At 72.0% G+C, this 25,942-nt stretch carries 25 protein-coding genes, 2 rRNA genes and 1 pseudogene; 4 read left to right on the top strand and 24 right to left on the bottom strand.

The annotated features are described in order from the left end of the window. Positions 1-18: 18 nt before the first annotated feature. The 5 genes from ABT118_RS05610 to ABT118_RS05590 form a co-directional block, all read right to left on the bottom strand. Entirely contained in the window at positions 19-1,077 is a 1,059-nt protein-coding gene (locus ABT118_RS05610) for an NUDIX hydrolase (RefSeq protein WP_350645159.1), read from the bottom strand. 181 nt (positions 1,078-1,258) lie between these two features. Next, a complete protein-coding gene (locus ABT118_RS05605; protein ID WP_350645158.1) occupies positions 1,259-2,665 on the bottom strand; it encodes an acyl-CoA synthetase in 1,407 nt (468 codons plus the stop codon). A gap of 93 nt (positions 2,666-2,758) precedes the next feature. After that, positions 2,759-3,721 (bottom strand): electron transfer flavoprotein subunit alpha/FixB family protein, encoded by a 963-nt coding sequence (locus tag ABT118_RS05600; protein WP_350645157.1) that lies wholly within the window; start codon positions 3,719-3,721, stop codon positions 2,759-2,761. 42 nt (positions 3,722-3,763) lie between these two features. Next, positions 3,764-4,549 (bottom strand): electron transfer flavoprotein subunit beta/FixA family protein, encoded by a 786-nt coding sequence (locus ABT118_RS05595; RefSeq protein ID WP_350645156.1) that lies wholly within the window; start codon positions 4,547-4,549, stop codon positions 3,764-3,766. 435 nt (positions 4,550-4,984) lie between these two features. Further along, positions 4,985-5,398, bottom strand: a complete 414-nt coding sequence (locus tag ABT118_RS05590) for a TlpA family protein disulfide reductase (protein ID WP_350645154.1) — start codon at positions 5,396-5,398, stop codon at positions 4,985-4,987. A gap of 185 nt (positions 5,399-5,583) precedes the next feature. Here ABT118_RS05590 and ABT118_RS05585 point away from each other — a divergent pair, with 185 nt between their 5' ends. Both ABT118_RS05585 and ABT118_RS05580 read left to right on the top strand, forming a co-directional pair. Next, the gene (locus tag ABT118_RS05585; protein ID WP_350645153.1) at positions 5,584-6,012 is read left to right on the top strand and encodes a DUF4395 domain-containing protein; all 429 of its coding nucleotides are present in this window, start codon (positions 5,584-5,586) and stop codon (positions 6,010-6,012) included. A 178-nt stretch (positions 6,013-6,190) separates the two neighbouring features. Continuing rightward, complete coding sequence (locus tag ABT118_RS05580; protein WP_350645152.1) at positions 6,191-6,946, top strand: lysophospholipid acyltransferase family protein; 756 nt, start codon at positions 6,191-6,193, stop codon at positions 6,944-6,946. A gap of 123 nt (positions 6,947-7,069) precedes the next feature. On the opposite strand, the gene ABT118_RS05575 is transcribed toward ABT118_RS05580, so the two are convergent. The 16 genes and pseudogenes from ABT118_RS05575 to ABT118_RS05500 form a co-directional block, all read right to left on the bottom strand. Continuing rightward, positions 7,070-7,585, bottom strand: coding sequence for a hypothetical protein (locus ABT118_RS05575; RefSeq protein WP_350645151.1), 516 nt, complete (start codon positions 7,583-7,585; stop codon positions 7,070-7,072). A gap of 81 nt (positions 7,586-7,666) precedes the next feature. Further along, positions 7,667-8,293: a hypothetical protein gene (locus ABT118_RS05570; protein WP_350645150.1), complete on the bottom strand. Its 627-nt coding sequence runs from the start codon at positions 8,291-8,293 to the stop codon at positions 7,667-7,669. An 11-nt stretch (positions 8,294-8,304) separates the two neighbouring features. Continuing rightward, positions 8,305-8,853, bottom strand: a complete 549-nt coding sequence (locus ABT118_RS05565; RefSeq protein ID WP_350645149.1) for an Rv1363c family protein — start codon at positions 8,851-8,853, stop codon at positions 8,305-8,307. 11 nt (positions 8,854-8,864) lie between these two features. Next, entirely contained in the window at positions 8,865-9,356 is a 492-nt protein-coding gene (locus ABT118_RS05560) for a hypothetical protein (RefSeq protein ID WP_350645148.1), read from the bottom strand. Beyond that, entirely contained in the window at positions 9,353-9,856 is a 504-nt protein-coding gene (locus ABT118_RS05555) for a hypothetical protein (protein ID WP_350645146.1), read from the bottom strand. The genes ABT118_RS05560 and ABT118_RS05555 overlap by 4 nt, the downstream gene beginning before the upstream one ends. Continuing rightward, entirely contained in the window at positions 9,853-11,007 is a 1,155-nt protein-coding gene (locus ABT118_RS05550; RefSeq protein WP_350645145.1) for an MlaD family protein, read from the bottom strand. The genes ABT118_RS05555 and ABT118_RS05550 overlap by 4 nt, the downstream gene beginning before the upstream one ends. Continuing rightward, positions 11,007-12,152: an MCE family protein gene (locus tag ABT118_RS05545; protein WP_350645144.1), complete on the bottom strand. Its 1,146-nt coding sequence runs from the start codon at positions 12,150-12,152 to the stop codon at positions 11,007-11,009. The genes ABT118_RS05550 and ABT118_RS05545 overlap by 1 nt, the downstream gene beginning before the upstream one ends. After that, entirely contained in the window at positions 12,149-13,141 is a 993-nt protein-coding gene (locus tag ABT118_RS05540; RefSeq protein ID WP_350645142.1) for an MCE family protein, read from the bottom strand. The genes ABT118_RS05545 and ABT118_RS05540 overlap by 4 nt, the downstream gene beginning before the upstream one ends. Next, positions 13,138-14,202, bottom strand: a complete 1,065-nt coding sequence (locus ABT118_RS05535; protein ID WP_350645141.1) for an MCE family protein — start codon at positions 14,200-14,202, stop codon at positions 13,138-13,140. Before ABT118_RS05535 ends, ABT118_RS05540 begins: the two co-directional genes overlap by 4 nt. After that, a complete protein-coding gene (locus tag ABT118_RS05530; RefSeq protein WP_350645139.1) occupies positions 14,199-15,233 on the bottom strand; it encodes an MCE family protein in 1,035 nt (344 codons plus the stop codon). The genes ABT118_RS05535 and ABT118_RS05530 overlap by 4 nt, the downstream gene beginning before the upstream one ends. Continuing rightward, positions 15,230-16,474 carry an MCE family protein gene (locus ABT118_RS05525; RefSeq protein ID WP_350645137.1) on the bottom strand — a complete coding sequence of 415 codons (1,245 nt, stop codon included), beginning with the start codon at positions 16,472-16,474 and terminating at the stop codon, positions 15,230-15,232. Before ABT118_RS05525 ends, ABT118_RS05530 begins: the two co-directional genes overlap by 4 nt. Then, entirely contained in the window at positions 16,471-17,328 is an 858-nt protein-coding gene (locus ABT118_RS05520) for an MlaE family ABC transporter permease (protein WP_350645135.1), read from the bottom strand. Before ABT118_RS05520 ends, ABT118_RS05525 begins: the two co-directional genes overlap by 4 nt. 3 nt (positions 17,329-17,331) lie before the next feature. Then, the gene (locus ABT118_RS05515) at positions 17,332-18,093 is read right to left on the bottom strand and encodes an MlaE family ABC transporter permease (RefSeq protein WP_350645134.1); all 762 of its coding nucleotides are present in this window, start codon (positions 18,091-18,093) and stop codon (positions 17,332-17,334) included. Positions 18,094-18,107: 14 nt separating this feature from the next. Continuing rightward, positions 18,108-18,980 (bottom strand): annotated as a pseudogene (locus ABT118_RS05510) (ABC transporter ATP-binding protein); the annotation flags it as partial. 67 nt (positions 18,981-19,047) lie between these two features. Beyond that, the gene (locus tag ABT118_RS05505; RefSeq protein WP_350645132.1) at positions 19,048-20,019 is read right to left on the bottom strand and encodes a hypothetical protein; all 972 of its coding nucleotides are present in this window, start codon (positions 20,017-20,019) and stop codon (positions 19,048-19,050) included. A gap of 255 nt (positions 20,020-20,274) precedes the next feature. Beyond that, positions 20,275-20,904, bottom strand: coding sequence for a hypothetical protein (locus tag ABT118_RS05500; protein ID WP_350645130.1), 630 nt, complete (start codon positions 20,902-20,904; stop codon positions 20,275-20,277). 400 nt (positions 20,905-21,304) lie between these two features. Here ABT118_RS05500 and ABT118_RS05495 point away from each other — a divergent pair, with 400 nt between their 5' ends. Continuing rightward, on the top strand, positions 21,305-22,507 hold the full coding sequence (locus ABT118_RS05495; protein ID WP_350645129.1) for a PucR family transcriptional regulator: 1,203 nt from the start codon (positions 21,305-21,307) through the stop codon (positions 22,505-22,507). A 91-nt stretch (positions 22,508-22,598) separates the two neighbouring features. After that, positions 22,599-23,561 carry an alpha/beta fold hydrolase gene (locus tag ABT118_RS05490; RefSeq protein ID WP_350645128.1) on the top strand — a complete coding sequence of 321 codons (963 nt, stop codon included), beginning with the start codon at positions 22,599-22,601 and terminating at the stop codon, positions 23,559-23,561. A gap of 60 nt (positions 23,562-23,621) precedes the next feature. On the opposite strand, the gene ABT118_RS05485 is transcribed toward ABT118_RS05490, so the two are convergent. The 3 genes from ABT118_RS05485 to ABT118_RS05475 form a co-directional block, all read right to left on the bottom strand. Then, on the bottom strand, positions 23,622-24,596 hold the full coding sequence (locus ABT118_RS05485) for a hypothetical protein (RefSeq protein WP_350645127.1): 975 nt from the start codon (positions 24,594-24,596) through the stop codon (positions 23,622-23,624). 112 nt (positions 24,597-24,708) lie between these two features. Next, positions 24,709-24,825 (bottom strand): 5S ribosomal RNA (gene rrf / locus ABT118_RS05480). Positions 24,826-24,913: 88 nt separating this feature from the next. Further along, positions 24,914-25,942, bottom strand: a 23S ribosomal RNA gene (locus ABT118_RS05475); the annotation flags it as partial.

The raw sequence follows: 25,942 nt of genomic DNA, 5'->3' as shown, positions 1-25,942 counted from the left end.
ACCGTCACGGCGGCCCGGCTACCCCGGCGTCGGCGCGCCGATCCCGGCGGGGACCCCCGCCTCCAGGTAGCGCAACTCGCCGCGCTCCCGCGCCTCCAGCGCGGCAGCGAGCCGCCGCAGCCGGGTCGGGGGGAGCAGGGCGGCGGCCTGGTCGAGGGTGACGAAGCGCCAGCCGCGCAACTCCTCGGCCGGCAGCCGGAGCGCGCTCCGGGCGCGTGCGTCCAGCCGCCCGCCGTCGTACACCAACCGCAGGCCGCCTCTGCGCGGCCCGGTGCGCGGCTCCCAGTCCACGGCGAGCAGCCGGAGGGCGCTGGGTTCGAGGCGCAGGCCGAGCTCCTCGGCGGTCTCCCGGAGGGCGGCGTCGGTGGGGGCCTCGCCGCGCTCCACCACGCCGCCGGGGAACTCCCAGTCGGGCTTGTAGACGGGGTCGACCAGCAGCACCCGGTCCTGGTGGTCGAAGAGCAGCACCGCGGCGGCCACGGTGTCGCCGGTGGTGTCGGCGCTCTGCACGATCGGGCAGACCGCGACGCCGTCCTTGACCAGGGCGGCGAGGTGTTCGGCGGTCTGACGCGGGGTCAGCCCGGCGGTGTCGACCAGCTGGGCGTCCCGGCTGAGCCAGCGCCGGGCCAGCCGGTACTGGGGCAGGTGCTCGCTGCACCAGGTCCGGACCCGGGCGCTGGCGGCCGGGTCGCCGGGGACCTCGTCCCGGTTCGCGATCCGCTCGTGCAGGATCGTTTCCGCAGGGTCCAGCACGAAGTGGTGCACCGCCAGCCCCCGGGCGGCCAGCGCGCCGAAGATCTCGTCCCGGTAGTCCTCCCGCAGCAGTGTCATCGGCACCACCAGCGGCCCGGCCACCTCGGCCAGCAGCGCCGCCGCCACCTCGGGCACCAGCCGCCGCCAGGAGGCCAGGTCCTGGTAGTCGGAGACGGTGGCCATCCGGTCGGCCGGCAGCAGCTGCCGCAGGCCGTGGCCGACCAGCTCGGGGTCGTACAGCACGCTCCCCGGCAGCAGCTCCACCAACTCCCGGCAGGCACTCGTCTTGCCCGCTCCGAACGTGCCGTTGACCCAGATGATCACTGTGCCCCGCCTTCCGCCGCCCCGATGACCCAGCCCCAGCCGGCGCCATCGAGGTGGTCCCCCGCCGTGGCCCGGCCCATGCCTGCCCCGGCGCGCCAACGTCGGTTCCCGGCCGTACGGCATGTGTCAGCCGCACTCTCGGATCTTCTGACCTGCTCAGGTCAGGTCGGACACCGCCGACTCAGGCCCGGTCGATCAGCTGCTTCTTCAGCACCTTGCCCATCGCGTTCCTGGGCAGCTCCGCCACCAGCACCACCCGCCGGGGCCGCTTGTGCCCGGAGAGCCGCTCGGCCACGAAGGCGGTGAGCTGATCCCCCGTCACCGTCCCGTCCGCGATCACGTACGCCACCACGGCCTGGCCGAGGTCCGGGTCGGGTGCGCCGACCACCGCCGCGTCGGCCACCGCCGGGTGGTCCCGCAGCGCGGCCTCCACCTCGCCCGCGCCGATCCGGTAGCCGCCGCTCTTGATCAGGTCCACCGAGGCCCGTCCGACGATCCGGTGGAATCCGTCCGGGCCGATGGTGGCCACGTCCCCGGTGCGGAACCAGCCGTCGGCGGTCCACGCCTCGGCGTCCGCGTCGGGGCGGTTGAGGTAGCAGCTGAACAGCGTCGGCCCGGCCACCTGGAGCTCGCCGACGGTCTCGCCGTCGTTCGGCACCGGCCCGCCGTCCTCCCCCACAAGCCGGGTCCGCACCCCCGCCACCGGGAGCCCGACGCTGCCGGGGCGGCGCTCGCCGTCCGCGCGGGTGGAGACGGTGATCAGCGACTCGGTCATGCCGTACCGCTCGATCGGCGCCTGCCCGGTGAGCGCGGCGATCCGGTCGAACACCGGGGTGGGCAGCGGCGCGCTGCCGGACACCAGCAGCCGTGCGCCCGCCAGCGCCCGGGCCGAGGCCTCGGCGGCGGCGATCCTGGACCAGACCGTCGGGACCCCGAAGTACAGGCTGCCGCCCGCCTTGGCGTACGCCTCCGGCGCGGGCCGGCCGGTGTGCACCAGCCGGCTGCCGGTGCGCAGCGCGCCCAGGACGCCGAGCACCAGCCCGTGCACGTGGAACAGCGGGAGCCCGTGCACCAGGGTGTCCTCGGCGCTCCACTGCCAGGCGGCCGCCAGCGCGTCCAGGTCGGCCGCGACCGCCTCCCGCCGGATCACCGCGCCCTTGGGCGCGCCGGTGGTACCGGAGGTGTAGAGCACGAAGGCGGTCGCCCCGGCCGCGGGCTCGGCGTACGTGGCGGCCGAACGGGCCGTCAGGTCGACCGGCAGCGCCGCGATCCCGGGCACCGCCGCCGCCCCGACCGGCTGCGCCAGCAGGACGGCACCGGAGTCGCGCAGGATGTGGTCGCGCTCCTTGGGCCCGGAGTCCGGCGGCAGCGGCACCACGGGGACGCCCGCGAGCAGCCCGCCGACCGTGGCCACCACGGTCTCGGCGCTCGGCCCGGCCAGCACCGCCAGCGCAGGGGCTCCGGCCACCCGGTCCGCCACCGCCGTTGCGGCGGCGAGCAGTTGCTCGCGGGAGAGCGGGTGTCCGTCGATCCGAAGGGCGTCGGCCGAGTCGCCGTACCCGCCGTCAAGTGCCGTCAGCAGTCCCATGGTCACGGACTCTACCGGCCGGAAACACGGCGGAGCGGGGAACTGCCCGGCCGGTCGGCCGGGCGGTTCCCCGCTCCGTCAGGTACTTGCTGCTCAGCCCTTGCGGGACTTGACCTCGGCGGTCAGCTGCGGCAGCACCGCGAACAGGTCGCCGACCACGCCGTAGTCGACCAGCTCGAAGATCGGGGCCTCGGGGTCCTTGTTGACCGCCACGATGGTCTTCGAGGTCTGCATGCCGGCCCGGTGCTGGATCGCACCGGAGATGCCCGCCGCGACGTACAGCTGCGGCGAGACCTGCTTGCCGGTCTGGCCGACCTGGTTGGTGTGCGGGTACCAGCCCGCGTCCACGGCGGCGCGCGAGGCACCGACGGCCGCGCCGAGCGCGTCCGCCAGGTCCTCGACCACCGAGAAGCCCTCGGCGGCACCGACGCCGCGGCCACCGGAGACCACGATCGCGGCCTCGGTCAGCTCGGGGCGGCCGGAGGAGACGCGCGGAGTACGGGCGACCACGGTGGCGGCCTTGCCGGTGAACTCGACCGTGACGTTCTCGACCGCACCGGCGGCCGCGGCGGCCTCGGGGCTGGTGGAGTTCGGCTTCACGGTGATGACCGGAGTGCCGTGCGAGACCTTCGACTTGACCTGGAAGGAGGCCGCGAAGACCGACTGGGTGGCGACCGGGCCGCCGTCGCCGGCCTCCAGGTCCACCGCGTCGGTGATGATGCCGGAGCCGAGGCGCAGCGCGACCCGCGCGGCGACCTCCTTGCCCTCGCCGGAGGAGGTGACCAGCACCGCGGCCGCGTCGGCGGCCTTGGCGAGCTGGGTCAGCGCGTCCACCTTGGGCACGACCAGCTGGTCGGCGAACTCGGCGCCGTCGGCGACGTACACCTTGGCCGCACCGAACTCGGCCGCCTTGGCGGCGATGTCGGCAGCGGCGGCACCGGCGCCCAGGACCACCGCGCTCGGCTCGCCGATGCGGCGGGCCAGGGTCAGCAGTTCGAGGGCCGGCTTGCGGACCACACCGTCGGCGTGGTCCACGAGAACCAGGATCTCAGCCATGATTTCTTGCTCCTGATGGATCGTGAAGTGCGCGAACGGGGGTTAGATGAACTTCTGCTCGGCCAGGTAGCCGGCGAGCGCCTTGCCGCCCTCGCCCTCGTCCTTGACGATGGTGCCGGCGGTGCGGGCCGGGCGGGCGGTGATCTCCGCGACGGCGGTCCAGGAGCCGGCCAGGCCGACCTCGTCCGCCTCGATGCCCAGGTCGTCCAGGTCGTAGGACTCGACCGGCTTCTTCTTCGCGGCCATGATCCCCTTGAAGGAGGGGTAACGGGCCTCGCCGGACTGGTCGGTGACCGAGATCACGGCGGGCAGCTGCGCCTCGAGCTGCTCGGTGGCGGCGTCGCCGTCCCGGCGGCCCTTGACGGTCTCGCCGTCCAGGGTGACCTCGGAGAGCAGCGTGGCCTGCGGGACGCCGAGGCGCTCGGCCAGCAGGGCCGGCAGCACGCCCATGGTGCCGTCGGTGGAGGCCATGCCGCAGACGACCAGGTCGAAGCCGGTCTTCTCCAGGGCCTTGGCGATGATCGCGGAGGTGCCGATCACGTCGGTGCCGTGGATGTCGTCGTCGTTCACGTGGACGGCCTTGTCGGCGCCCATCGACAGCGCCTTGCGCAGCGCGTCCTTGGCGTCGTCCGGGCCGACGGTCAGCACGGTGACCTCGGCGTCGCCGTGAGCCTCGGCGATGCGGAGCGCCTGCTCCACGCCGTACTCGTCCAGCTCCGACAGGAGGCCGTCCACGGCGTCCCGGTCGGTGGTGGTGTCGTCCGCGAAGCGACGGTCACCGGTCGCGTCGGGCACGTACTTCACACAGACAACGATCCTCAAGCTCACGGCTTGTCTCCTGTACTGGTCTCGTCCGGCGGCTGCGGCTGTGCAAGCGGGCGCGAACACGTCACGCACCCGCTCCGGGCAGCGGATTCCTGTGCCCGTCCGGAACTTGCTGGCAGCATACTCGCGAGTAGCTTAGCCGTCACTACTGGCCAGTAGCTTAGCTCTGCCGAAGTCCGACCGGGTGCTCCGCACCCCGCGCCGCCCCCGGCCGCGAAGTGGCCGTGGACAGCCACACTGCCGTCTTCGCCCCATCCTGCCCCAGCCCGGGCCGCCTACCCCCTGACCGGGCGGCAGATCCACTGTGAGATTGAACGGTCTTGACAGAATCACCTGGCCGGACGGGGTCGGACGGCCCCTCATGCCCGCTCCCCGGCGCGCGCCCTGATGGACCGCCACCCAGGGCTGCGGCAGGGTCAGACCGCGGCTGCGGCGGGGTCAGACCGCCTCGCCCAGCGCGGCGATCACGTCCGAACGGCGCGGCTGACCGGCCGCCCGGCGGATCTGCCGACCGCTCGCGTCCAGCACCAGCACGGTCGGCGTCCGCAGGATGTCCAGCCGGCGGACCAGGTCGAGCTGCTCCTCGGCGTCCAGCTCGATGTGCGCCACCCCCGGCACCATCGCCGCCACCTCGGCCAGCACCCGCCTGGTGGCCCGGCACGGCTGGCAGAACGCGGTGGAGAACTGCACCAGCGTGGCCCGCTCCCCCAGCTCCTCACCCAGCTCGGCGGCGGTCAGCACCACCGCCCCGTCCTTCGCCCGCACCCGCAGCCTCCCGTCACGCCGTGCCCGGACCAGGCCGAAGCCACCCGCCAGCACGAGCACCGCGACACACACCAACAACCCGGTCATCGCTCCAGTGTGCGGTATCCCACCGGCCTCCCGGCCGGGGGGCGTACCATCTCCGGCATGGACTCCACGAGGCTGACCCGCCGACGGGTGGTCGACCTGTGCCGGGCGACCACGACGCGCTGTCGCTGACGCGCTGCCGCTCCGTCGCCCCGTCGCCTCTCCCCCCTCTTCTGTGGAGTCCCTCCGTGCAGATCGACCCGCGCGGTCCGCGTTTCGCGGCCGTGCTCACCTCGCTGGTCCTCGCCGCCGTCCTGATCACCGGAAGCGGAGTGCTGCTCGCCGTCCAGGCCGCCGTCTTCGCCATCGGCGCCCTGATCGGCCTCCAGTACTCGCCGTACGGCTGGCTCTACCGGGTCCTGGTCCGGCCCCGGCTCGGGCCGCCGGCCGAGCTGGAGGACGCCCGGCCGCCCCGGTTCGCCCAGGCGGTCGGCCTCGGCTTCGCCGTGCTCGGCACCGTCGGCTACCTCACCGGCGTGACCTGGCTCGGACTGCTGGCCACCGCTTTCGCGCTCGGCGCCGCCTTCCTGAACGCGGCCTTCGGCTACTGCCTCGGCTGCGAGATGTACCTGCTGCTGCACCGGGGCCGGGCCCGGCTGGGCGCGGCGGCCCGGTAGCCCACCCCACTGTTCATCTGCGCCGCAGGCCGGGCAGGCGTGACATCCGGCCACGCTTCGGGGGATCATTCGGGTGTAACACCCGTGGCCACCGCGGCGTGCCGCGCCTCCGGTCGGCCCCACCCACGCCCCGGGACCACCTGACCGGGCCCAGAGCCCGTGGGAAGTAGGGCCTACCGTGGCAGAGTTCGTCTACCCGCCGGTGATCCGCACCGCGCTCACCGTGTTCCGGGCGCTGGACGTCAAGATCAAGATCATCGGCGCGGAGAACATTCCGGCCACGGGCGGCGCGGTCCTGGTGAGCAATCACATCAGCTACCTCGACTTCCTCTTCGCCGGCCTCGGCGCCTTCAAGGGCGGCAAGCGCAAGACCCGCTTCATGGCCAAGGACGACGTCTTCAAGCACGGCATCTCCGGCCCGCTGATGCGCGGCATGAAGCACATCCCGGTCGACCGGGCCGACGGCCAGCCCGCGTACGAGGCCGCCGTCAAGGCGCTCCGGGCCGGCGAGGTGGTCGGGGTCTTCCCCGAGGCCACCATCAGCCGCTCGTTCACCCTGAAGAAGTTCAAGACCGGCGCCGCCCGGATGGCCGCCGACTCCGGCGCGCCGCTGCTCCCCGTCATCCTCTGGGGCACCCAGCAGCTCTGGACCAAGGGCCGCCCGAAGACCCTCACCAAGCGGCACGTCCCGGTCACCATCATGATCGGCGAGCCGATCGTGCTCGCCCCGGGCGACAAGCCCGTCATGGTCACCCGCCGCCTCCGCGCCGCCATGACCGAGATGCTCGACCAGGCCCAGCGCGACTACCCCGGCGCCCCGTCCGGCCCCGACGACACCTGGTGGCTCCCCGCCCACCTCGGCGGCACCGCCCCCACCCTGGAGGTCGCCGAGGCCGAGGACGACGCCGAGGCGGAACGCCGCAGCCAGCGCTGAGCCCGCCCTGCGCCCCACCGAGCCACGGCCCCCGTTCCCTCCCTGCCAAGGGTTGATGCGGGGGCCGTTTCGGCATCGGATCAGTCAGCCGCCGGTCACGCAGCCGGTGAAGCAGACGTTGAACTACTGGCCCGCTCCCCCGGCAGGCTCATGATCCGGCGTCAGCTGCCAGTTCTCGGCCTCCCTTTCGGCCCAGGCCAGCTCGTCCCGGTACCGCCGCTCGGCCCGAACTCGGCCGACCCACCGAATGCCGGCGACAGCGAACCCCGTCACCGCGACCAGCAGGCCACCGATGACGGTCGGATTCACCCAACCCGCCACCAGTTCGACACCGCTGTCGGCGCCACGCTCCACACACTGCCTGCTGATCGGGAAGAGACCTCCATCCCTGACGACACCGTCGCGGAGCTTCAGGGATCGGCAGGCATCCTTCGGGTCGAGCCAGGGCGCCGAGAACAGTCCCTCGATGCAGGCGCAACCCGCCGTCCCGGCCGCCACGAGCCCAACGACGCCCGGCATCCTCAGCAGCGCCGACCACCCTCGCACCAAGGCCGACCACACCAGCCAACCGCCGCCCAGCAGTACGAGGAACGGCGATGCGAACAACCACACGCCCAGTAGACCTTCGGTATCGCTCATGGCAATGCCCCCCTGTTCTCACCATGCTCGGCACCAAGCTTTGAACGCGTTCAATATAGTGCCCGCCACCCAGCCCGGGAATCAGCGCCCGTAGGTGTCGATGTTCTCGATCCGCCAGGTGCCTCCGGTGCGCACGGCGTCGACGGCGAACATCGCGGCCGAGTAGCTCGGCGCCTCCTTGGCGCCGTCCGCGGTGCTGGTGTTGCGCTGGTCGGCGAAGATCAGCAGGCGGGCCCGGTCACCGTCCAGTGCGGAGACCGCGGCGTCGGTGACGATGGTGGTGAGGACCAGCTTCTTGGCCGCCGCCTGGGCCCGGACCTGGGCCAGCAGGGTGCGGTGCTGCTCCACCGCCCGGCCGGTGAGCAGGCGTTGGGCGGCCTGGTCGGTCCGGCCGGGGTCGGCGTGGGTGAAGGAGAACAGGGCGTTCACGGCCTCGGTGATCCGGCCCTTCACCTCGCTGGTGGCGGCCGGGTCGGACAGTGCCGTGTTGTGCTGCCCCGCGTCGGCCCGGAGGTCGGCGGCGGCCACTGCCGACCAGGTGGCGAAGGCGCCGAGCAGCACCGCCAGGACCAGCAGCGCGGCGGGCCAACGGCGCCGCCGGGGCCGGCTCGGCCGGGGAGTCCGGGCCACCGGCGCCGGGGCGGCCACCGGGCGGGCGGCGGCCAGGCGGCGTTGACGGTTGATCAGGTGGCGGGTGGTGGTGGACACGGTGCTGCTCCTCACTGCCCGGCCGACGGTGCGGTGGACGCGGTGGTGCCCATCGGGGCCTGTCCGAGGGCGCTGAGCTTCCAGCCCTCGCCCGTCCTGGTGAGCCGGCCCAGCATCCGGCTGTCCTTGGTGACGGGCTGCTCCTGCCCGGTCCTCACGGTGATCCGGACCGCGATCAGCACGGCGGCCTGACCGGCCGCCTGATCCAGTTCGGTGACCGCGCCGTCCAGCACCCGGGCGGTGGTGACGCTCTGCGCCTGCTTCACCTGCTTCTCGAACTCGGCCCGGCCCTGCACCAGTTGGCTGTGCAGGTCACCGGTGGTGGACTGCTCCCAGAGGTCGAGCCCGGGGGCCAGGGCGGCGTGGTCCAGGGTGTTCAGGTTCTGCACGGCCTGTTCACCCGCCGCTAGGGCCCGGTCCCTGGACCGGGCCAGGTCGGCGGCGCCGTCGTGCGCAGCCGCGTACCAGGACCACCCGCCCCAGACCGCCGCCCCGGCCGCCAGCAGGACCAGGCAGACCGCCAGCACCGGCAGCCGCTCGCGCATCGCACGCACTGTCATCCACTCCTCCGTTACAGCGACTTGAGATCGGTGACCAGCCAGTGACCGGCTTCGAGCCGAGCGCCGACCAGGAGTTGGGCGGCCGTCAGGGTGGGCGTACCGTCCGGGCGGCGGGCACTCTGGTCGAGCAGCACCAGCAGCTCGGCCCGGTCGGCGTCGAGCCGGACCACGCCGGTGGCCACCACCCGGCTGGTGAGCGTGAGTTGCTGCTCGCCGACCCAGCCGCGCAGCTGCTCGGTCAGGGCCCGGTACTGCTCGCCCGCCGCTCCGGTGAACACCGCCCGCGCGGCCGTCCTGGTGCCCTCGCTGTCGGTCGCGGAGTAGGAGAAGGCCCGTCCGAGCGCCGAGCCGACCTCCTCGGTCACCCGGGCCGTGGCCGCCCGGTCGGTCAGCGCGCGGTCCGCGGTGTCGGCGCCGTTCCGGACCAGCTGCCCGGTCACCAGCAGGGCCAGCCCGGCGGCCAGCACCAGCGCGGGCGCGATCCAGCGCAGCAGCGGCCTCACACCGCCTCCACCGGTACGGTCGCCAGGTCGGCGACCTTCCAGCCGTCCCCGGTACGGGTCAGCGCGACCGTCACCCGGCGCCGGTCGGTGCTCACCGCACCTCCTGCCGACGTCAGTTCGAGCCGGACCACGGCGATCATCCTGGCGCTGCCGCCCGCCGGGTCGAGCGCGGTGAGCGCGGCCTCGGCGACCGTGGCACGGACCGTCAGGTCCGGCGCCGGGCCGGTGGCCAGCCGGTCGTGCAGGGGTGCGCGGGTGGTGGCCAGCCAGCGGGCCCGGGTGGCCTCCGGGTCGGCCGCGTCGGCGCTGGTGAGCACCGCGACCGCCGACCGCCCGGCCGCCAGCGCACCGGCGCGGGCCCGCTCGCCGGCCGTGGCGCTGCGTGCCTGCCAGTGGCTCAGCCCGCCCAGCACGAGCACCACCAGCGCCACGCCCCACGCCAGCCGAATCCACCCCGACCGGGTCTGCACCGGCCGGGTCCACCCCGGGCTCCTGCTCACCGGCCCGCCCCCGGGGTGGCCGGCGCGACCGGCGTCGGAACGCCGCCCTTGGGCGCGTTGCCGGACCCCCGCACCGAACTCCCCGAGCTCGCAGGCGCGTTGCAGCGGGCACCGGCGTTGAACTCGGGCGCGGTCCCGGTGTCCAGGCCGTTGCGGTAGACCGTGCCCTGGTAGCCGTCGGTGCAGGGCAGCGGCGAGAAGAAGGTGACGGCCATGCCCAGCCGGGCACCCTCGGCGGTGACCGCCGTCGCCCCGACCGCCGCTGCCGCCGGGAGCCGGACCAGCAGTTCCTCGATGCCGTGCTGGCGGGTGACGCCCAGTTCGGCGGTGGTCAGCAGATTGGCCAGCAGCACGCTCAGACCCGGGTCCAGGTCCTGCACCAGGGCGCTCACCTGGCCGGCCGCCTGCGGACCGGTGGCGATCACCCGCCGCAGATCGCCGTCGGAGCGGGCGAGTTGGGCGGAGAGCTGGGCGGCGCCGGTGGCGAAGGAGCGGATCGCCGAGGCCTCCTCGGCCTGGGTCCGCAGCACCGTCTCGCCGTCCACGATCAGCCGGGTGGTGGCGGGCAGGGCGGTGTTGGCGGCGGTGAGGAAGCCCCGGCTGCCGTCCAGCAGCGCCTGCAGGTTGTCGGCCTGGCCGTTGAAGGCGGTACCGAACTCGTCCACCACCGTGCGCAGCGAGTTGAGCGGGACCGAGCCGACCAGGGCGTCCACCCGGGTCAGCATGTCGGTGACGGGTGCGGGCACGGTGGTGTCGGCCCGGGCGATCTCGGCCCCGTCGTGCAGGTAGGGCGGCTGGTCGGTGCTCGGGCGCAGGTCGATGTACTGCTCCCCGACGGCGGACAGGTTGGCGACCACGGCCTTGAGCCGGTCCGGGATCGGCGGCGCGTCCTGGGAGATCCGCAGTTCGGCCCGCACACCGTCCGGGGTGAGCCGGATCGGGCCGACCCGACCGACCGAGACACCCCGGTAGGTGACGTCGGCGTGCTCGAACAGGCCGCCGGTGCGCTCCAGTTGGACGTCGACCACGTAGTAGCCGCGCAGCCCGACGTACCGGCCGAGGTCGGCGTGCCGGACCGCGATGTAGCCGAGCACCAGGACGGCGATCAGCAGGAAGCCGAGGTTCTTCAGCCGGACGGCGAGGGTGAGCATCAGCGCGCCTTTCCGGACGGGTCGGTGACGGAGGGGCCAGCGGCGGAGGGGCCAGTGACCGAGGGCAGCGGCAACGGCAGCTGCCGTGCGAGCGACTCGGGTGCGGGCTCGGGATCGGGCCCCGGCGGCGGAGCCGCGTTGTCGTCCGGGTCCAGCTCCGGGATGATCCGGGTGCCGGGCGCGGCGGCCAGGTCCAGGTAGACGTTCAGGTAGTCGCCCTTGACGCCGCGCAGCACCTCGTCGGTGAACGGGTAGGTGAGCAGCACCTGGAGCGAGTCCGGCAGCGCCTTGCCCGCGTCGGCCAGCCGTTGCAGGGTGGGCGCGATCGCCTTGAGGTCGGCGACCATGTCGTCCCGGCTGCGGTTGACGGTGTCGACGGCGACGCCCGAGAGGGTGTCCAGGGAGCGGAGCAGGGTGAGCAGGTCGCCGCGCTGCTCCTCCAGCACCTTGAGGCCGGGGCTGAGTCCGGTGAGCACGGTGCCGATCTCCCGGTCCCGGGTGGCCAGGGTGCCGGCCAGCCGGTCGAGGCCGTCGAGGGCGGCGGTCAGATCGGCCCGGTGGGCGTCGAGTTCGCCGGTGAAGGTCTTCAGCCGGTCGAGCACCGAACGGATCCGGTCCTCGTTCCCGGTCATCGCCTGGGCCAGCTCGGTGTTGATGCTGCGCAGCTGGTCGATCCCACCGCCGTTCAGCAGCATCGACAGCGCCCCGAACACCTCCTCCACCTCGGTGGAGCGGCCGGTCCTGCTGTCGGGGATGACGGAGCCGTCGGCCAGGCTCCCCTGCGCGGCCTCGCTGCCGGACGGCGCCGTCAGCCGGACGTACTTCTCGCCGAGCAGGCCGGACTGCGCGAGCTGGGCGTGACTGTTGGCGGGCAGGCGGACGTTGCCGTTCAGCCGCAGGGTGACCACGGCGCTCCAGTCGTCCGGGGAGAGCTCGATCCCGGTGACCCGGCCGACCGCGACGCCGTTGACCTTGACGGCCGACTGCGGGACCAGGCTGAGCACGTCGCCGAAGCGGGCGGTCACCTGGTACGGGTGGTCCCCCAGGTCGGCGCCGCCGGGCAGCGGCAGGTTCTGCACCCCGCCGGGGGCGACCGAGCAGGCGGTGGCGAGGACCAGCGGGAGCAGCAGGAGTTGACGTCTCATCGGCCCACTCCTGGCAGGGGTAGCGGCAGTTCGGCGATCTCGGTCAGGTTGGCCCGGCCGGCCAGCGTGCCCCGGGCCGGGTCGTAGGCGCGGAGCAGGTTGCCGGCGGCCAGCGGGGCGGTGTCGAGGAGTTCGGCGAGCGAGGCCCGCTGGTCCACCAGGCTCTGCGTGATCGGGACCAGTTGGTCGATGCTGGCGGCGAGCCGGGTGCGGTTCTGCTCGACGAAGGTCTTCACCTCGCCCAGCGCCACCGCGAGGTTCTGCAGCGCGAGCCCGAGCTCCTCCTTGTCCTCGGCCAGGAAGGTGTTGACGTCGGCGAGGCGGTCGGTGGCGGAGCGGACCTGGGTGTCGTTCTCCCGCAGCATGGTGGTGAAGGCCTGCAGCTGGGTGAGGGTGTCGAACAGGTCGTCGCTGTGGCCGGAGAGCGTCTTGGCCATCCGGCCCAGCTGTTCGATGCTGTCGCCGATCGCCCTGCCGTTGCCGCCCATGTTCCGGGCGCCGGTGTCGAGCAGCCGGGAGAGCGCACCGGTGGCGTTGGCGCCGTCCGGGCCGAGCGCCGTACTGAGGTCGGTCAGGCTCTGGTAGAGCTGGTCGATCTCGACCGGTTCGGCCGTCCGGTCGGCCGGGATCACCGCCCGGTCGGTGAGCAGCGGGCCGCCGGTCCAGGCGGGGGTGAGCTGGATGTACCGGTCGGCGACCACGCTGGGTGCGACCACCACGGCGGAGGCGTCGGCCGGCACCTTCACGCCGTGGTCGAGAGTGAGCTGCACCCTGACCCGTTCGCCCTCGGGGCGGACGGCGTCCACGGTGCCGACCTTGACGCCGAGCACCCGCAGGTCGGAACCCGCGTAGACGCCCACGGCGTGGTCGAAGTAGACCGTCACCCGGCTTCCCTCCGGGCCGGGGACGGCGATCAGGGCGGCCACCAGCGCGGCGACGGCCGCTCCGGTGCCGATCACGACGGAGGTCCTGGTACCGGGCCGCTTCATCCCCGGCCTCCTTCCGGCCGGTCGGGCATGCAGCCCTGGGCGGGTGACGTGCCGTCGGGCAGGTAGGCCCGGGGCACCACACCGCACAGGTAGGTGTCGAACCAGCGGCCGTTGCCGAGGGTGTTGCCCATCAGCCGGTAGTAGGGGCCGAGCAGGGCGAGGGTCTGGTCCAGGCTCTGCTGATTGGCCTTCAGCACCCCGGTGACCCGGTCCAGCGCGGCCAGGGTGGGGGCGAGTTGGCGCTCCTGGTCCCGGACCAGTCCGGTCAGCTGGACGGACAGCGCCGAGGTGCCGACGAGCAGTTGGTGCACGGCGGCGCGGCGGCGCTGGATCTCGGCGAGCAGTTGGTCGCCGTCGCCGATCAGGGCCGCGAACCGGCTGTTCTGCTCGCTCACGGTCCGGGTCAACTGTGCGCTGCCGGAGAGCAGTCGGGCCAGCTGGGCGTCCCGGTCGGCGACGGTGCGGGAGAGCGCGGCGAGCCCGTCGGCGGCGCTGCGCACCGACTCGGGGGTGTCCTTGAAGGTGTCGGAGATGACCCGGAAGCTCTCGGCCAGCTTGGCGGTGTCGATCGCGCCGAGGGTCTTGCCGAGCCCGTCGAGCGCCTGGGTGACGTCGTACGGCGAGGTGGTCCGGGCCGCCGGGATGGTCCGGTCCGGGTCCTGCTCGGCCGCGCCGAGCGGGTCCAGGGCGAGGTACTTCTCGCCCAGCAGGGTGCGGATGCCGATCGCGGCGGTGGAGGCGTCGCCGATCCAGGCGTCCTTGACCCGGAAGGCCACCCGCACCTTCCCCTGCGCCAGGCCGACCTCGGTGACCTTGCCGACCTTGGCCCCGGCCACCCGGACCTCGTTGCCCGGCCGCAGTCCGCCCGCCTCGGTGAACTCGGCGGTGTACTCGGTCCCTTGGCCGAGCCACGGCAGCCGGTCCCCCTGGTAGGCGACCGCGCAGAGCAGCAGCAGCACCAGCAGGCCGACGGCGCCGACGGCCACCGGGTTGCGCTCGCGCAGCGGTCTGAACAGCGGCCCGGACCGCGGGCGGCCCGGTCGCGGCAGGAGTCGGTTCATCCCTGGCACCTCGGTTCGGTGACGGTGATGCCGGTGGGCGGGGTGCTGCCGTCGGCGGTGGAGACGCCCGAGACGGCGGCCTGGCAGAGGTAGAGGTTGAACCAGGACCCGTACGAGGCGAGCCGGCCCAGCGTGCGCAGCTTCTCCGGGCTGCGCTGGAGGAAGGTCTCCAGCTGGGTGCTGTGCTCGGCCAGGCCGGTGGAGAGCCGGCCCAGTTGGCCGATGGTGTCCTTGAGCGGCGGCCGGCTGTCCTGGAGCAGCCCGGCGGTGCTGGTGGTGAGGGCGCCCAGGGCCTGGACGGCCTCGCCGATGGGCTGCCGGTCCCGGGCGAAGCCGGCCACCAACTGCTGGAGGGTGCTCACCAGTTCGGTGAAGCCCTGTTCGTTGCTGTTGACGGTGGCGACCACGGTGTTCAGGTTGTCGATCACCCGGCCGATCACCTCGTCCTTGGCGGCGAGCGTGCTGGTCAGCGAACCGACGCTGCGCAACAGGCCGTCCACGGTGCCGCCCTGGCCCTGGAGCACCTGGACGATCTCGTCGGCGAGCTGGTTCACCTCGTTCGGGGACAGGCCCTGGAACAGCGGCTGGAATCCGCTGAACAGCTGGGTCAGGTCCAGTGCGGGCCTGGTCCGTTCCAGCGGGATGGTGGCGCCGGGGGCCAGGGGCTCGGCCAACGGGCCGGTGCCGCGCTCCAGTTCGAGGTAGCGCTGCCCGACCAGGTTGAGGTACTTGACCGAGGCGGTGACCGAGGCGGGCAGCTGCCTGTCCCGGCGGACCGAGAAGCTCACCTGGGCGTACCTGCGGTCGACCACGGTGACGCTGTCCACCTCGCCGACCCGGACGCCCGCGATCCGGACGCTGTCGCCGACGTTGAGTCCGGTGACGTCGGTGAACCGGGCCCGGTAGCCGGAGGTGTCGTCCCCGAGGCCGGTGTCGGCGATGCCGAGCCCGAGCGCGGTGGTGGCGAGGGCGGTGACCAGGATGAAGAGCAGGGACTTGACCACCGGTCCGGCCGGGATGCGGCGGCTCATCCGAGCTTCACCTCCGTTCCGCGCAGCAGCGGGCCGGCCAGCACGCTGCTCCAGTCGGGCAGGTCCTGCCCGGGGGCCAGGAGTTCGTTCACCAGCGCGTTCTCCTGCGGTGAGTTGGGCAGGCCGAGGCCGAGCGCGGCGGGCATCGGGAAGCCCTCGCCCGCGGCGGAGGGGGGCGGTGTGCTGCCTCGTCCGGTGTAGGGGGTGTCGTAGCACTTGGGGCCGCCGGTGGCGGTGTAGGCGGGAGCGTCCTTGCCGGGCTGGTACCTGCCCCGGGACGGCAGGGTGGAGACGCTGACGTGCAGGCCCGGCCGGTCGGTGCCCTTGCCCAGCGCCTTGTCCATCACCGGGACGAAGTCGGCCAGCGTGCGCAGGGTGCAGGGGAAGGCGGGGGCGTACTCGGCCAGCAGCTCCAGGGTGGCCCGGCTGTCGGCGGAGAGCCGGATCAGGGTGGACCGGTTGCGCTGCAGGAAGTCGGTGAGGTCCCGCGCGCTCGCGCTGCCGGACGCGTACAGGGCGCGCAGGCCGGACTGCTGCTGGGCCAGAGTGCCGCTGGTGGTGGTCAGGTCGGTGAGGGCCTGGAGGATCTCGGGAGCGGCGTCGCCGTACGTCCGACCGACCGTCACCAGGTGCTCGATGTCCCGGGTCAGGGTGGGCAGTTCGGGGTTGAGCCCGGCCAGGTAGGAGTCCAGTTCGACCAGCGAGGCGCCGAGCTGGGCGCCCCGCCCGCGCAGGGCGGTGGAGACGGCGTTCAGGGTGGCGGCGAGCTTCTCCGGCTGGACGGCGGAGAGCAGCGGCAGCAGGTGGTCGAGGACCTGCTCCAGCTCGACGGCCTCGGCGGAGCGGTCCTGGGCGATCACGGCGCCCGCCCGCAGCGCGCTGCCCGGGCCGGCCGCCGGGGGCACCAGCGCGACGAACCGCTCGCCGAACAACGTGGTCGGCAGCAGCTGGGCCGTCACCCCGGCCGGGATGCCGTCCAGCCGGGCCGGGTCGAGGGCGAGCGTGAGCCGGGCCCGGTCGCCGTCGGTACCGACCCCGCTGACCCGGCCGACCACCACGCCGCGCAGCTTCACGTCCGCGTTGACGTGCAGTTCGTTGCCGGTCGCCCCGGTCTCCAGGGTGACGGTGGCCTCGTCGGTGAAGGCCTTGTTGTAGACCGCGACCGAGACCCCGGCCAGCAGCACGGGCACCAGCAGGAACACCACTCCGGCGGTCATCCGGCCGGGCCGACGGGGGCTCATCCGGCCACCCGCACCGTGGTGGTGGCGCCCCAGATGGCGAGCGAGAGGAAGAAGTCGGTGATGCTGATGATGACGATGGCGTTCCGGACCGACCGGCCGACCGCGATGCCGACCCCGGCCGGGCCGCCCTTGGCGTGGAAGCCGTAGTAGCAGTGCGCCAGGATCACGATCACGCTGAAGACCAGCACCTTGAGACCCGAGAGCAGCACGTCCGCCGGGGAGAGGAAGAGGTCGAAGTAGTGGTCGTAGGTGCCGGGTGACTGGCCGTTGACCAGCACCGTCACCGCCCGGGAGGCGGCGTACGAGGAGAGCAGGCCGATCCCGTACAGCGGCAGCACCGCGACCACCCCGGCGATGATCCGGGTGGTGACCAGGTAGGGCAGGCTGCGCACGCCCATCCCCTCGAGCGCGTCGATCTCCTCGTTGATCCGCATCGCGCCGAGCTGGGCGGTGAAGCCCGCGCCGACCGTGGCGGACAGCGCCAGGCCGGCCACCAGCGGGGCGATCTCGCGGGTGTTGAAGTAGGCGGAGACGAAGCCGGTGAACGCGGCGGTGCCGAGCTGGTTCATCGCGGCGTGGCCCTGCAGCCCGACCACGGTGCCGGTGGCGGCGGTCATCCCGATCATCACGCCGACGGTGCCGCCGATCACGCCCAGCCCACCGCTGCCGAAGGCGACTTCGGCCAGCAGGCGCTGGACCTCCTTGAAGTAACGGCGCAGTGCGCGCGGGATCCAGAGCAGGGCCGCCAGGTGGAACAGCAGGTGGTCGCCGGTCTCCTCCAGCCAGGCCAGCCGGGAGCGGCGGGGCGGCTCGGGCGGTCCGCCCGGCGGGGTGGCGCGGTCCAGCAGGGCCATGGCTCAGGCTCCCTTCTGCGGGATGACCCGCAGGTAGACCGCGGTGAGCACGACGTTGACCACGAACAGCAGCAGGAAGGTGATCACCACGGCCTGGTTGACCGCGTCGCCGACGCCCTTGGGACCGCCGCGCGGGTTCAACCCCCGATAGGCGGCGACGATCCCGGCGATGAAGCCGAAGATCAGCGCCTTGAGCTCGCTGATGTACAGGTCCGGCAGCTGGGCCAGCGCGGAGAAGCTGGCCAGGTACGCGCCCGGGGTGCCGTGCTGGAGGATCACGTTGAAGAAGTAGCCGCCCAGGGTGCCGACCACCGAGACCAGGCCGTTCAGCAGCACGGCGACCGCCATCGCGGCCAGCACCCGTGGCACCACCAGCCGTTGGACGGGCGAGACGCCCATCACCTCCATCGCGTCCAGCTCCTCCCGGATCTTCCGCGAGCCGAGGTCGGCGCAGATCGCCGAGCCGCCCGCACCGGCGATCAGCAGGGCCACGATCAGCGGGCTGGCCTGCTGGATCACCGCCAGCACACTGGCCCCGCCGGTGAACGACTGGGCGCCCAACTGCTGCGCCAGCGAACCGACCTGAAGGGCGATCACGGCACCGAACGGGATCGAGACAAGGGCCGCGGGCAGGATCGTCACGCTGGCCAGGAACCAGAACTGCTCGACCAGCTCCCGCAGTTGGAACGGGCGCCGGAAGGTGTCCCGGACGGTGTGGGCCGTGAGGGCGAACAGCTGCCCGGTCTGCCGCAGCGCGCCGGTCACCGCGCCACCCCCGCCCGGCGCTCCAGCGCCCGGCGCGGCGGCAGCCCCGGCGAGGGCTGCAACTGCTCGGGCAGCGGCCGGAACTCCTCCACCGGTACGGTCTCCTGGGCCAGCAGGTCCTGGTCCTTCTCCTCCGACATCCCGATCGGCCCGGCCCGGCGCCCGCTGAGGAACTGCCGGACCACCGGCTGCTCGCTGCGCAGCAGTTCCTCCCGCGAGCCGAAGGCGACCAGCTCGCGGCGGAACAGCATGCCGATGTTGTCCGGGACGGTCGCGGCGATGTCCAGGTTGTGGGTGACGATCAGCATGGTGGCGTCGATCTGCGCGTTCAGGTCCACCAGCAGCTGGGACAGGTACGAGGTGCGGACCGGGTCGAGGCCGGAGTCCGGCTCGTCGCAGAGCACGATCTGCGGGTCCAGCACCAGCGCCCGGGCCAGGCCGGCCCGTTTGCGCATCCCACCGGAGATCTCGCCGGGCAGCTTGGCCTCCGAGCCGAGCAGGCCGACCATCTCCATCCGCTCCAGCACGATCCGGCGGATCTCCGCCTCGGTCTTCCGGGTGTGCTCCCGGAGCGGGAAGGCGATGTTGTCGAAGAGGCTCAACGAGCCGAACAGCGCGCCGTCCTGGAACATCAGGCCGAACAGGCGACGGGCCCGGTAGATGTCCCGCTCGGGGCTGTTGACCATGTCGACGCCCTCCACCAGCACCCGGCCGCGCTCCGGCTTGAGCAGCCCGATCACCGACTTGAGGAAGACCGTCTTACCGGTGCCGGACGGCCCGAGCAGCACCGTCACCTCGCCGGGCGGCAGCGTCAGCGTGACGTCCTCCCAGACGGTCTGCCGCCCGAAGGACTTGGTCAGCCCCTCGACGGTCACCTCGATACCCATGGCACCTCCCGGTTCTCTCGGCCGTGCGCCGTTCTGCTCTGTCGGTCGGCCGGCACTCGGCCGGCGGTCAACTGCGGCGGTGCGGCAGTGCCGGGAGTTCGATCTCCGGCTCGCACCCGTTCGGCTGGTCGCTGGTCGGGGTGCAGATCGCCCCCTGGATCAGGTTCAGCGTGTTGCCCGGCCCGGAGACCGCCGCCGTGAACAGCGGGTCCAGGTCCTCCCCGCCGGTGCCGCAACCGCTGAACGGCGGGATCACCAGGTCGCGTTGGGACAGCGGGCCGCCGCCCTGGAGGGTGTAGTCCGGCTTGCCGTCGCCGCCGCCGGGCAGGTAGTCGTCCTGCCGGCCCTTGAGCTGGAGGTCGACCGGCCTGACGGTGCGGCAGTTCGGGCCGACGTCCAGCGGGGTCCCGTTGACCTTGACGTCGTAGATCCGGAGCGACTGGTAGCCGGCGATGGTGAACTCGGCGGGCTGGTCCCAGTCCGAGTTCCCGGTGGCCACGATGGTCAGCAGGCCCTGCGGGACCAGCTCCATCTTGGCCGTGGTCGGCATGAAGCCGAAGGTCAGGAAGGTGGTGTCGGAGGGCGGCAGCTTCAGGTAGCCGAGCGAGTCCGCCTCGAAGTAGGGCTGCTGGCCCGGCTCCGGGTCCCAGAGGGTGACGAACCGCCGGGTCATGTTCAGCCCCGCCAGCACCGGGTGGTTGCCCGGGTCGTTCACCACCGAGGCCTGGCCGAGCTTGTGCACGTTCGCGTAGCCGACCGCGAAGGCACAGGCCGGGGTCGGCGGGAACGGGTCCATGTCCGGCAGCGGCAGCACCATCGCGCCGGCCGGCACCGGGGGCAACCGGGCCGGGTCCAGCTCGCCGATCGGCGGGTCCGGGCAGGTGTTCACCCCCGAGTGGTGCTGCTCGGCCGCCACCGCGGCCGCCGTGCCGGGCGCCGCGCCCGACGACGGGGCCCCCGCCACCGCTCCCGCGAGCAGGGCCGCCACCAGCACGGCGGCAGGCCGCACCGCACGGCGGCGGCGCACTGCGTCCGTCATGACTGAACTCCTCGGAACGGTAGGGGTTTTACCGGCAGCGGCCGGCTCACCGGCTCGGGACGCAGGACACTACGGCCGGGTAACAAGACGTCACAAGTGATCGCACCCGGACAGTTCGGCGGGAAAGTCCGAGCCGGGATTTCCTGTCACCGGATGACAATTCCGCTCCCCCGCCTAGTCACGCCGCGCACATTCCGCGCACGGGCCCCGACCCGGGAACCACCGGATCGGGGCCCGCGACCGCACCGGCTCAGCTCACGGCGAGGTGATGACCTGCGGAGCGGCCAGCACGTACGCCGCGTTGTAGACCGCCGCGTCGTTGTTGTTCAGCAGACCCAGGCAGCTGCCCGAGACGGCATAGGCGTGCAGGTCGCCGCCGCTGATGGTGAGGGTGTTGGTGGAGTTGTTGTAGCTGCCCGTGAGGGTGGCGGGCGTGGTGCTGGTCGGGCCGGCGAAGTCGGCGGTGCAGCCGGCGCCGCTGATGTGGGCCTTGACCCCGGTGAGGTTGCCGGTGGTCACGCCGGTGACGGAGTTGTAGCTGAGCGCGTTGAGGCTCCACGGCAGGTTCTGCGGAGTGACGCTGAAGGTGATGCCGAGCGGGCCCGAGCAGCTGGTCCAGCTCACCGAGGTGATGCTGGAGATCGGCAGACCGTTGCTGGTCGGCGCCAGGGTGCCCGCCGCCGAGGAGGAGGTACAGGTCAGCTTGGTCCCGGTCTTGGTGTCGGTCAGCTTCGGCGAGGTCGCCTTGGCCGTCCAGGCACCGCCGGGGCTGGCGGTCCAGACCGCGGTCGGACCGGCGGTGGCGACGCTCGGGGCGAAAGTCAGGCCGACGGCCGCGGTCAGCCCTGCGGCTGCGACCAGGGCGCCCTTGACAGGCTTGCGCACGAGTGGTCCTTTCTGGGGGTAGACGCACCCGGGCAGGCCGAACTCCGCTGTGGGCAGCGTGGATTCGACCAGAGGGTGCTTCCGGGAAGCGGGGCGGTGGGTGGGGCTGCCCTCGCTGAGCCGGGACATTACGCGCGGGTAATCAGGCCACGCAACGGCGTTCGCACAGATCCGGAAAACCCGGCTACCAGCGGGTATTTTCTTGTTCCCGGCCTATCAGAAGCGGTCCCGCACTTTGTCCGGAAGTGAGCGCTCCACCTCGTTCGCCCTGCCAACTCCCTTGGCAGTCGGCAGTGTTCTGTGTCCTGAGTACTGCGCTTCCGACCGCTCGTGCTCTATCTTCGGCGAACCATCACATGTCGTATGCGTGCGGCCCAACGGCCCGGCAGCAGGGGGATCCATGGCCACACCGCGCAAGGCCCCGGGCTTCACCGCCTCCATCGACCGGATCCCGCGCGAGCTGGCCGCCGTGATGCGCCCCGAACTCCCCAGCCTGCTCAAGGAGATGGCCGCCGAGATCGTCGGCGTCATCCCCGAGTACCGGGAGCTGCTGGAGGGACCGAACGCCAGGGTGATCCGGGTCGGCATCGAGCAGAACGTGGCCACCTTCGTCGACCAGGTCGCCGCCCCCACCGCCACCACCTCGCTCCGGGACGAGATCTGCCGCCGGTTCGGCCGGCACGAGGCCTTCGAGGGCCGCAGCCTCGACATGCTCCAGGACGCCTACCGGATCGGCTGCCAGGTCGCCCTGCGCCGGGTCCGCACCGTCGGCCGCCGGCACAACCTGTCGGCCGCCGTCCTGATGGCCTTCGCCGACGCGCTCTTCGCGTACATGGGCGAGATCGCCGAACTCTCCCGCGAGGGCTACTTACAGGCCATGGCCGAACTCGGCGAGGAGCCGGACAACCGCCGCCGCCGCCTGCTGCGCCGCATCCTCGGCGGCACCGCCGTCGCCCGCGGGGCCCTCGCCGAACTGGCCGAGCACGCCGCCTGGCCACTGCCGGAACACGTCACCCTGGTCGCCCTCGCCCCCGGCTCCCGCCCCAACCGGGCCGCCCTGGACCGCGACATCCTGGTCGACCTGGCCGACCGCGAACCCCATCTGCTGCTGCCCGGCCGGGTGGACGAGGACCGCCGCCCGGCCCTCGCCCTCGCCCTGGCCGACTGCCGGGCCGCCGTCGGACTCACCACCCCGCTCGCCGAGGCCGCCGACTCGCTGCGCTGGGCCCGGCAGCTGCTCCCCCTCGCCGGACCCGAGCCGACCCTGACCTACTGTCAGGACCACCTGGTCCAGCTCCTCCTGCTCGGCGACCCGGCCCTGATCCAGCAGATCGCCCACCGCTACCTCGCCCCGCTCGCCGAGCTCACCCCCATCCGGCGCGCCCGCCTGCTGGAGACCCTGAGCGCCTGGCTCACCACCCGGGCCACCGCCGCCGAGCTGGCCGAACAGCTCGGCGTCCACCCCCAGACCGTCCGCTACCGGCTGCGGGTCCTGGAGCGCGCCTTCGGCGACCGGCTCGCCGACCCCGAGGTCCGGTTCGCCACCGAGGTGGTACTACGGGCCGCCTCGATCGGCCGTCCGGGACTCCCGTCGGGTGGTTGACCCCCCGTCAGCCGTTCTTCCCAACGCCCGGGACCGGCAGGCAGGATGGTCATGTCAACTCCGGCAGCGCCGTCGAGCGAAGGGCCGTTCCATGACCACGATCACGCACCGCCAGGTCGAATCCGCCAGCGGACTGTCGATGCACATCGCCGAAGCGGGCAGCGGGCCACTGGTCCTGCTGCTGCACGGCTTCCCCGAGGGCTGGTACTCCTGGCGCCACCAGCTCGTCGCCCTGGCCGAGGCCGGCTACCACGCGGTCGCACCGGACCAGCGCGGCTACGGCAGCACCGGCGGGCCGGACGAGATCGATGCGTACTCGCTGCTGCACCTGTCCGGTGACATCCTCGGCCTGCTCCCCGCCCTGGGCGCCGAACGCGCAGTGGTGGTCGGCCACGACTGGGGCGCCCCGGTCGCCTGGACCGCCGCGCTGCTCCGTCCCGACCTGGTCCGCGGCGTGGTCGGCCTCTCCGTCCCACCGTTCCCGCGCGGGCCGATGCCGATCCTCCAGCTCTTCCGCCAACTCCTCGGCGACACCTACTACATGTCCTACTTCCAGCACCCCGGGACCGCCGACGCCGAACTCGCGCGGGACCCGTACACCACCTTCCGCACCGTGCTCGCCGGCCGCCCGGCACTCAGCCCCGAACGGATTCCGCTGGTCCCCGAGGGGAAGGGGTTCCTGGACATGTTCACCCAGCCGACCACCCTCCCCGACTGGCTCACCGAGGCCGATCTCGCCCACTTCGCCGCCGAGTTCACCGCGAGCGGCTTCACCCGCCCGCTCAACTGGTACCGCAACCTCGACCGCAACTGGCACCTCACCGCCCCCTGGCACAACGCCCGGATCCTGCCCCCGGCCCTGCTGATCCTCGGCGAACACGACCTGGTCGTCGCCAACGACGGCGCCCGCGCCGGCCTCAGCACCCTCAACGAGCTCGCACCGAACCTGGCCGAACCGCTCTGGCTCCCCGACTGCGGCCACTGGACCCAGCAGGAGAAGCCCAAGGAGGTCAACCAGGCCCTGCTCGGCTTCCTGGACGACCTCAAGGACTAGGGGGACCGGCAGCGACCGCCTGCGCTGGTGCCGCAGGCGGTCGTCGTGCCCGGGCCCGGGTCAGGCGTGGTCGACCATCTGCGCCCACACGCCCAGGGCGACGTAGAGGGCCAGCACCGTACAGCCGAAGCCGGCGGTGGCCAGCAGCCAACCCACCCTGCTGCCGAATCCCGAACCGTCCAGCAGCGGCAGGACCAGCAGATACAGCGCCGTGGCCACCACCGCGTGCACGCTCTGGGCCCCGGCATCCCAGGCGACCCGGTGCAGTGCTTCCGGCCCGGCCACCGCGCCGATACTCGCCGCGATGGCCGCCAGCGGAATCGCCAGCACCGCGACCAGCAACCCGACCCCGCGCCAGGTCCAACCGCCGCGGACCCACTTCTCCGGATCGCGGACGGTCTCGTCCACCACCGCTCCGAGCTCCCGCTGCGCCGGCGCCCACAGCGCCCGGACCTGACCTCCGGCCCGCGGCTCCCGGTACACGACGGCATCGGTCGCCGTGACGGTCGTCCGATCGGGCAGCTCCAGGACCAGCGTCGCCTGGTAACCCCACTGGTCGTCGTCCGCGTCCCGGAGCGCGGACACCTCGGCCACCTGGACCACGGTGGCCCAGCCCACTTCCGCCCCGGCCTGCTGCAGCGCACGGATCGACGCACCCCCGGTCGGCTCGCCCAGCGAGACCGGCACCGCGATCACCAACGGCAGCAACACCCAGACCGCCCCCTGTCGCAGGTACACCCACCAACCGGCACTCTGGGTCCTCGGCACGTACGGCTCCGACCGCACGGGCACGGCATCCTGCACCGGATCCACCGGCCGCCCCGCGCCGGAACCCCGGTAGCGGACCCGCCGAATCCAGAGCACCCCCACCCGCACCCACAGCAGCGCCAGGCCGACCCAGCCGAGCCGGATCAGCCCTTCGAACGGTGGCACCTCCCCCGGGCGCATCCCGTACGCCCAGACGATCACGATCCCCAAAGCCCCCCAGGCCCCGACCGCGCAGGCCCGGGCGGACCATGCCAGTGCTCTCCCCATCACCGTGCCACCCCTCGAAGATCAAAGCTGACGGGATTCTGCCACAGGGGACTGACGCCGGAAATGCGAAAAGGCCCCCCGGCATAAGCCGGGAGGCCTTCTCTGAATGATTGTTCGGCGGCGTCCTACTCTCCCACAGGGTCCCCCCTGCAGTACCATCGGCGCTATGAGGCTTAGCTTCCGGGTTCGGAATGTAACCGGGCGTTTCCCTCACGCTATGACCACCGAAACACTATGAAACTGTATGACCGCACCACACCCGTGACCAAACGGTGTGGGGTCGTTGTTTCAGAACAACACAGTGGACGCGAGCAACTGAGGACAAGCCCTCGGCCTATTAGTACCGGTCAGCTCCACCCCTTACAGGGCTTCCACATCCGGCCTATCAACCCAGTCGTCTACTGGGAGCCTTACCCTCTCAAGGAGGTGGGAATATTCATCTCGAAGCAGGCTTCCCGCTTAGATGCTTTCAGCGGTTATCCCTCCCGAACGTAGCCAACCAGCCATGCCCTTGGCAGAACAACTGGCACACCAGAGGTTCGTCCGTCCCGGTCCTCTCGTACTAGGGACAGCCCTTCTCAATATTCCTACGCGCACAGCGGATAGGGACCGAACTGTCTCACGACGTTCTAAACCCAGCTCGCGTACCGCTTTAATGGGCGAACAGCCCAACCCTTGGGACCTACTCCAGCCCCAGGATGCGACGAGCCGACATCGAGGTGCCAAACCATCCCGTCGATATGGACTCTTGGGGAAGATCAGCCTGTTATCCCCGGGGTACCTTTTATCCGTTGAGCGACGGCGCTTCCACAAGCCACCGCCGGATCACTAGTCCCGACTTTCGTCCCTGCTCGACCCGTCGGTCTCACAGTCAAGCTCCCTTGTGCACTTACACTCAACACCTGATTGCCAACCAGGCTGAGGGAACCTTTGGGCGCCTCCGTTACTCTTTAGGAGGCAACCGCCCCAGTTAAACTACCCACCAGACACTGTCCCTGATCCGGATCACGGACCCAGGTTAGACATCCAGCACGACCAGAGTGGTATTTCAACGACGACTCCACAACAACTGGCGTTGCTGCTTCAAAGTCTCCCACCTATCCTACACAAGCCGAACCGAACACCAATATCAAGCTATAGTAAAGGTCCCGGGGTCTTTCCGTCCTGCTGCGCGAAACGAGCATCTTTACTCGTAATGCAATTTCACCGGGCCTATGGTTGAGACAGTCGAGAAGTCGTTACGCCATTCGTGCAGGTCGGAACTTACCCGACAAGGAATTTCGCTACCTTAGGATGGTTATAGTTACCACCGCCGTTTACTGGCGCTTAAGTTCTCAGCTTCGCCA

Source organism: Kitasatospora sp. NPDC002040 (assembly GCF_040296785.1).
Classification (GTDB): domain Bacteria; phylum Actinomycetota; class Actinomycetes; order Streptomycetales; family Streptomycetaceae; genus Kitasatospora.
Note: the sequence above shows the minus strand (reverse complement) of the source record. Positions and strands in the feature narration are given on the sequence as shown.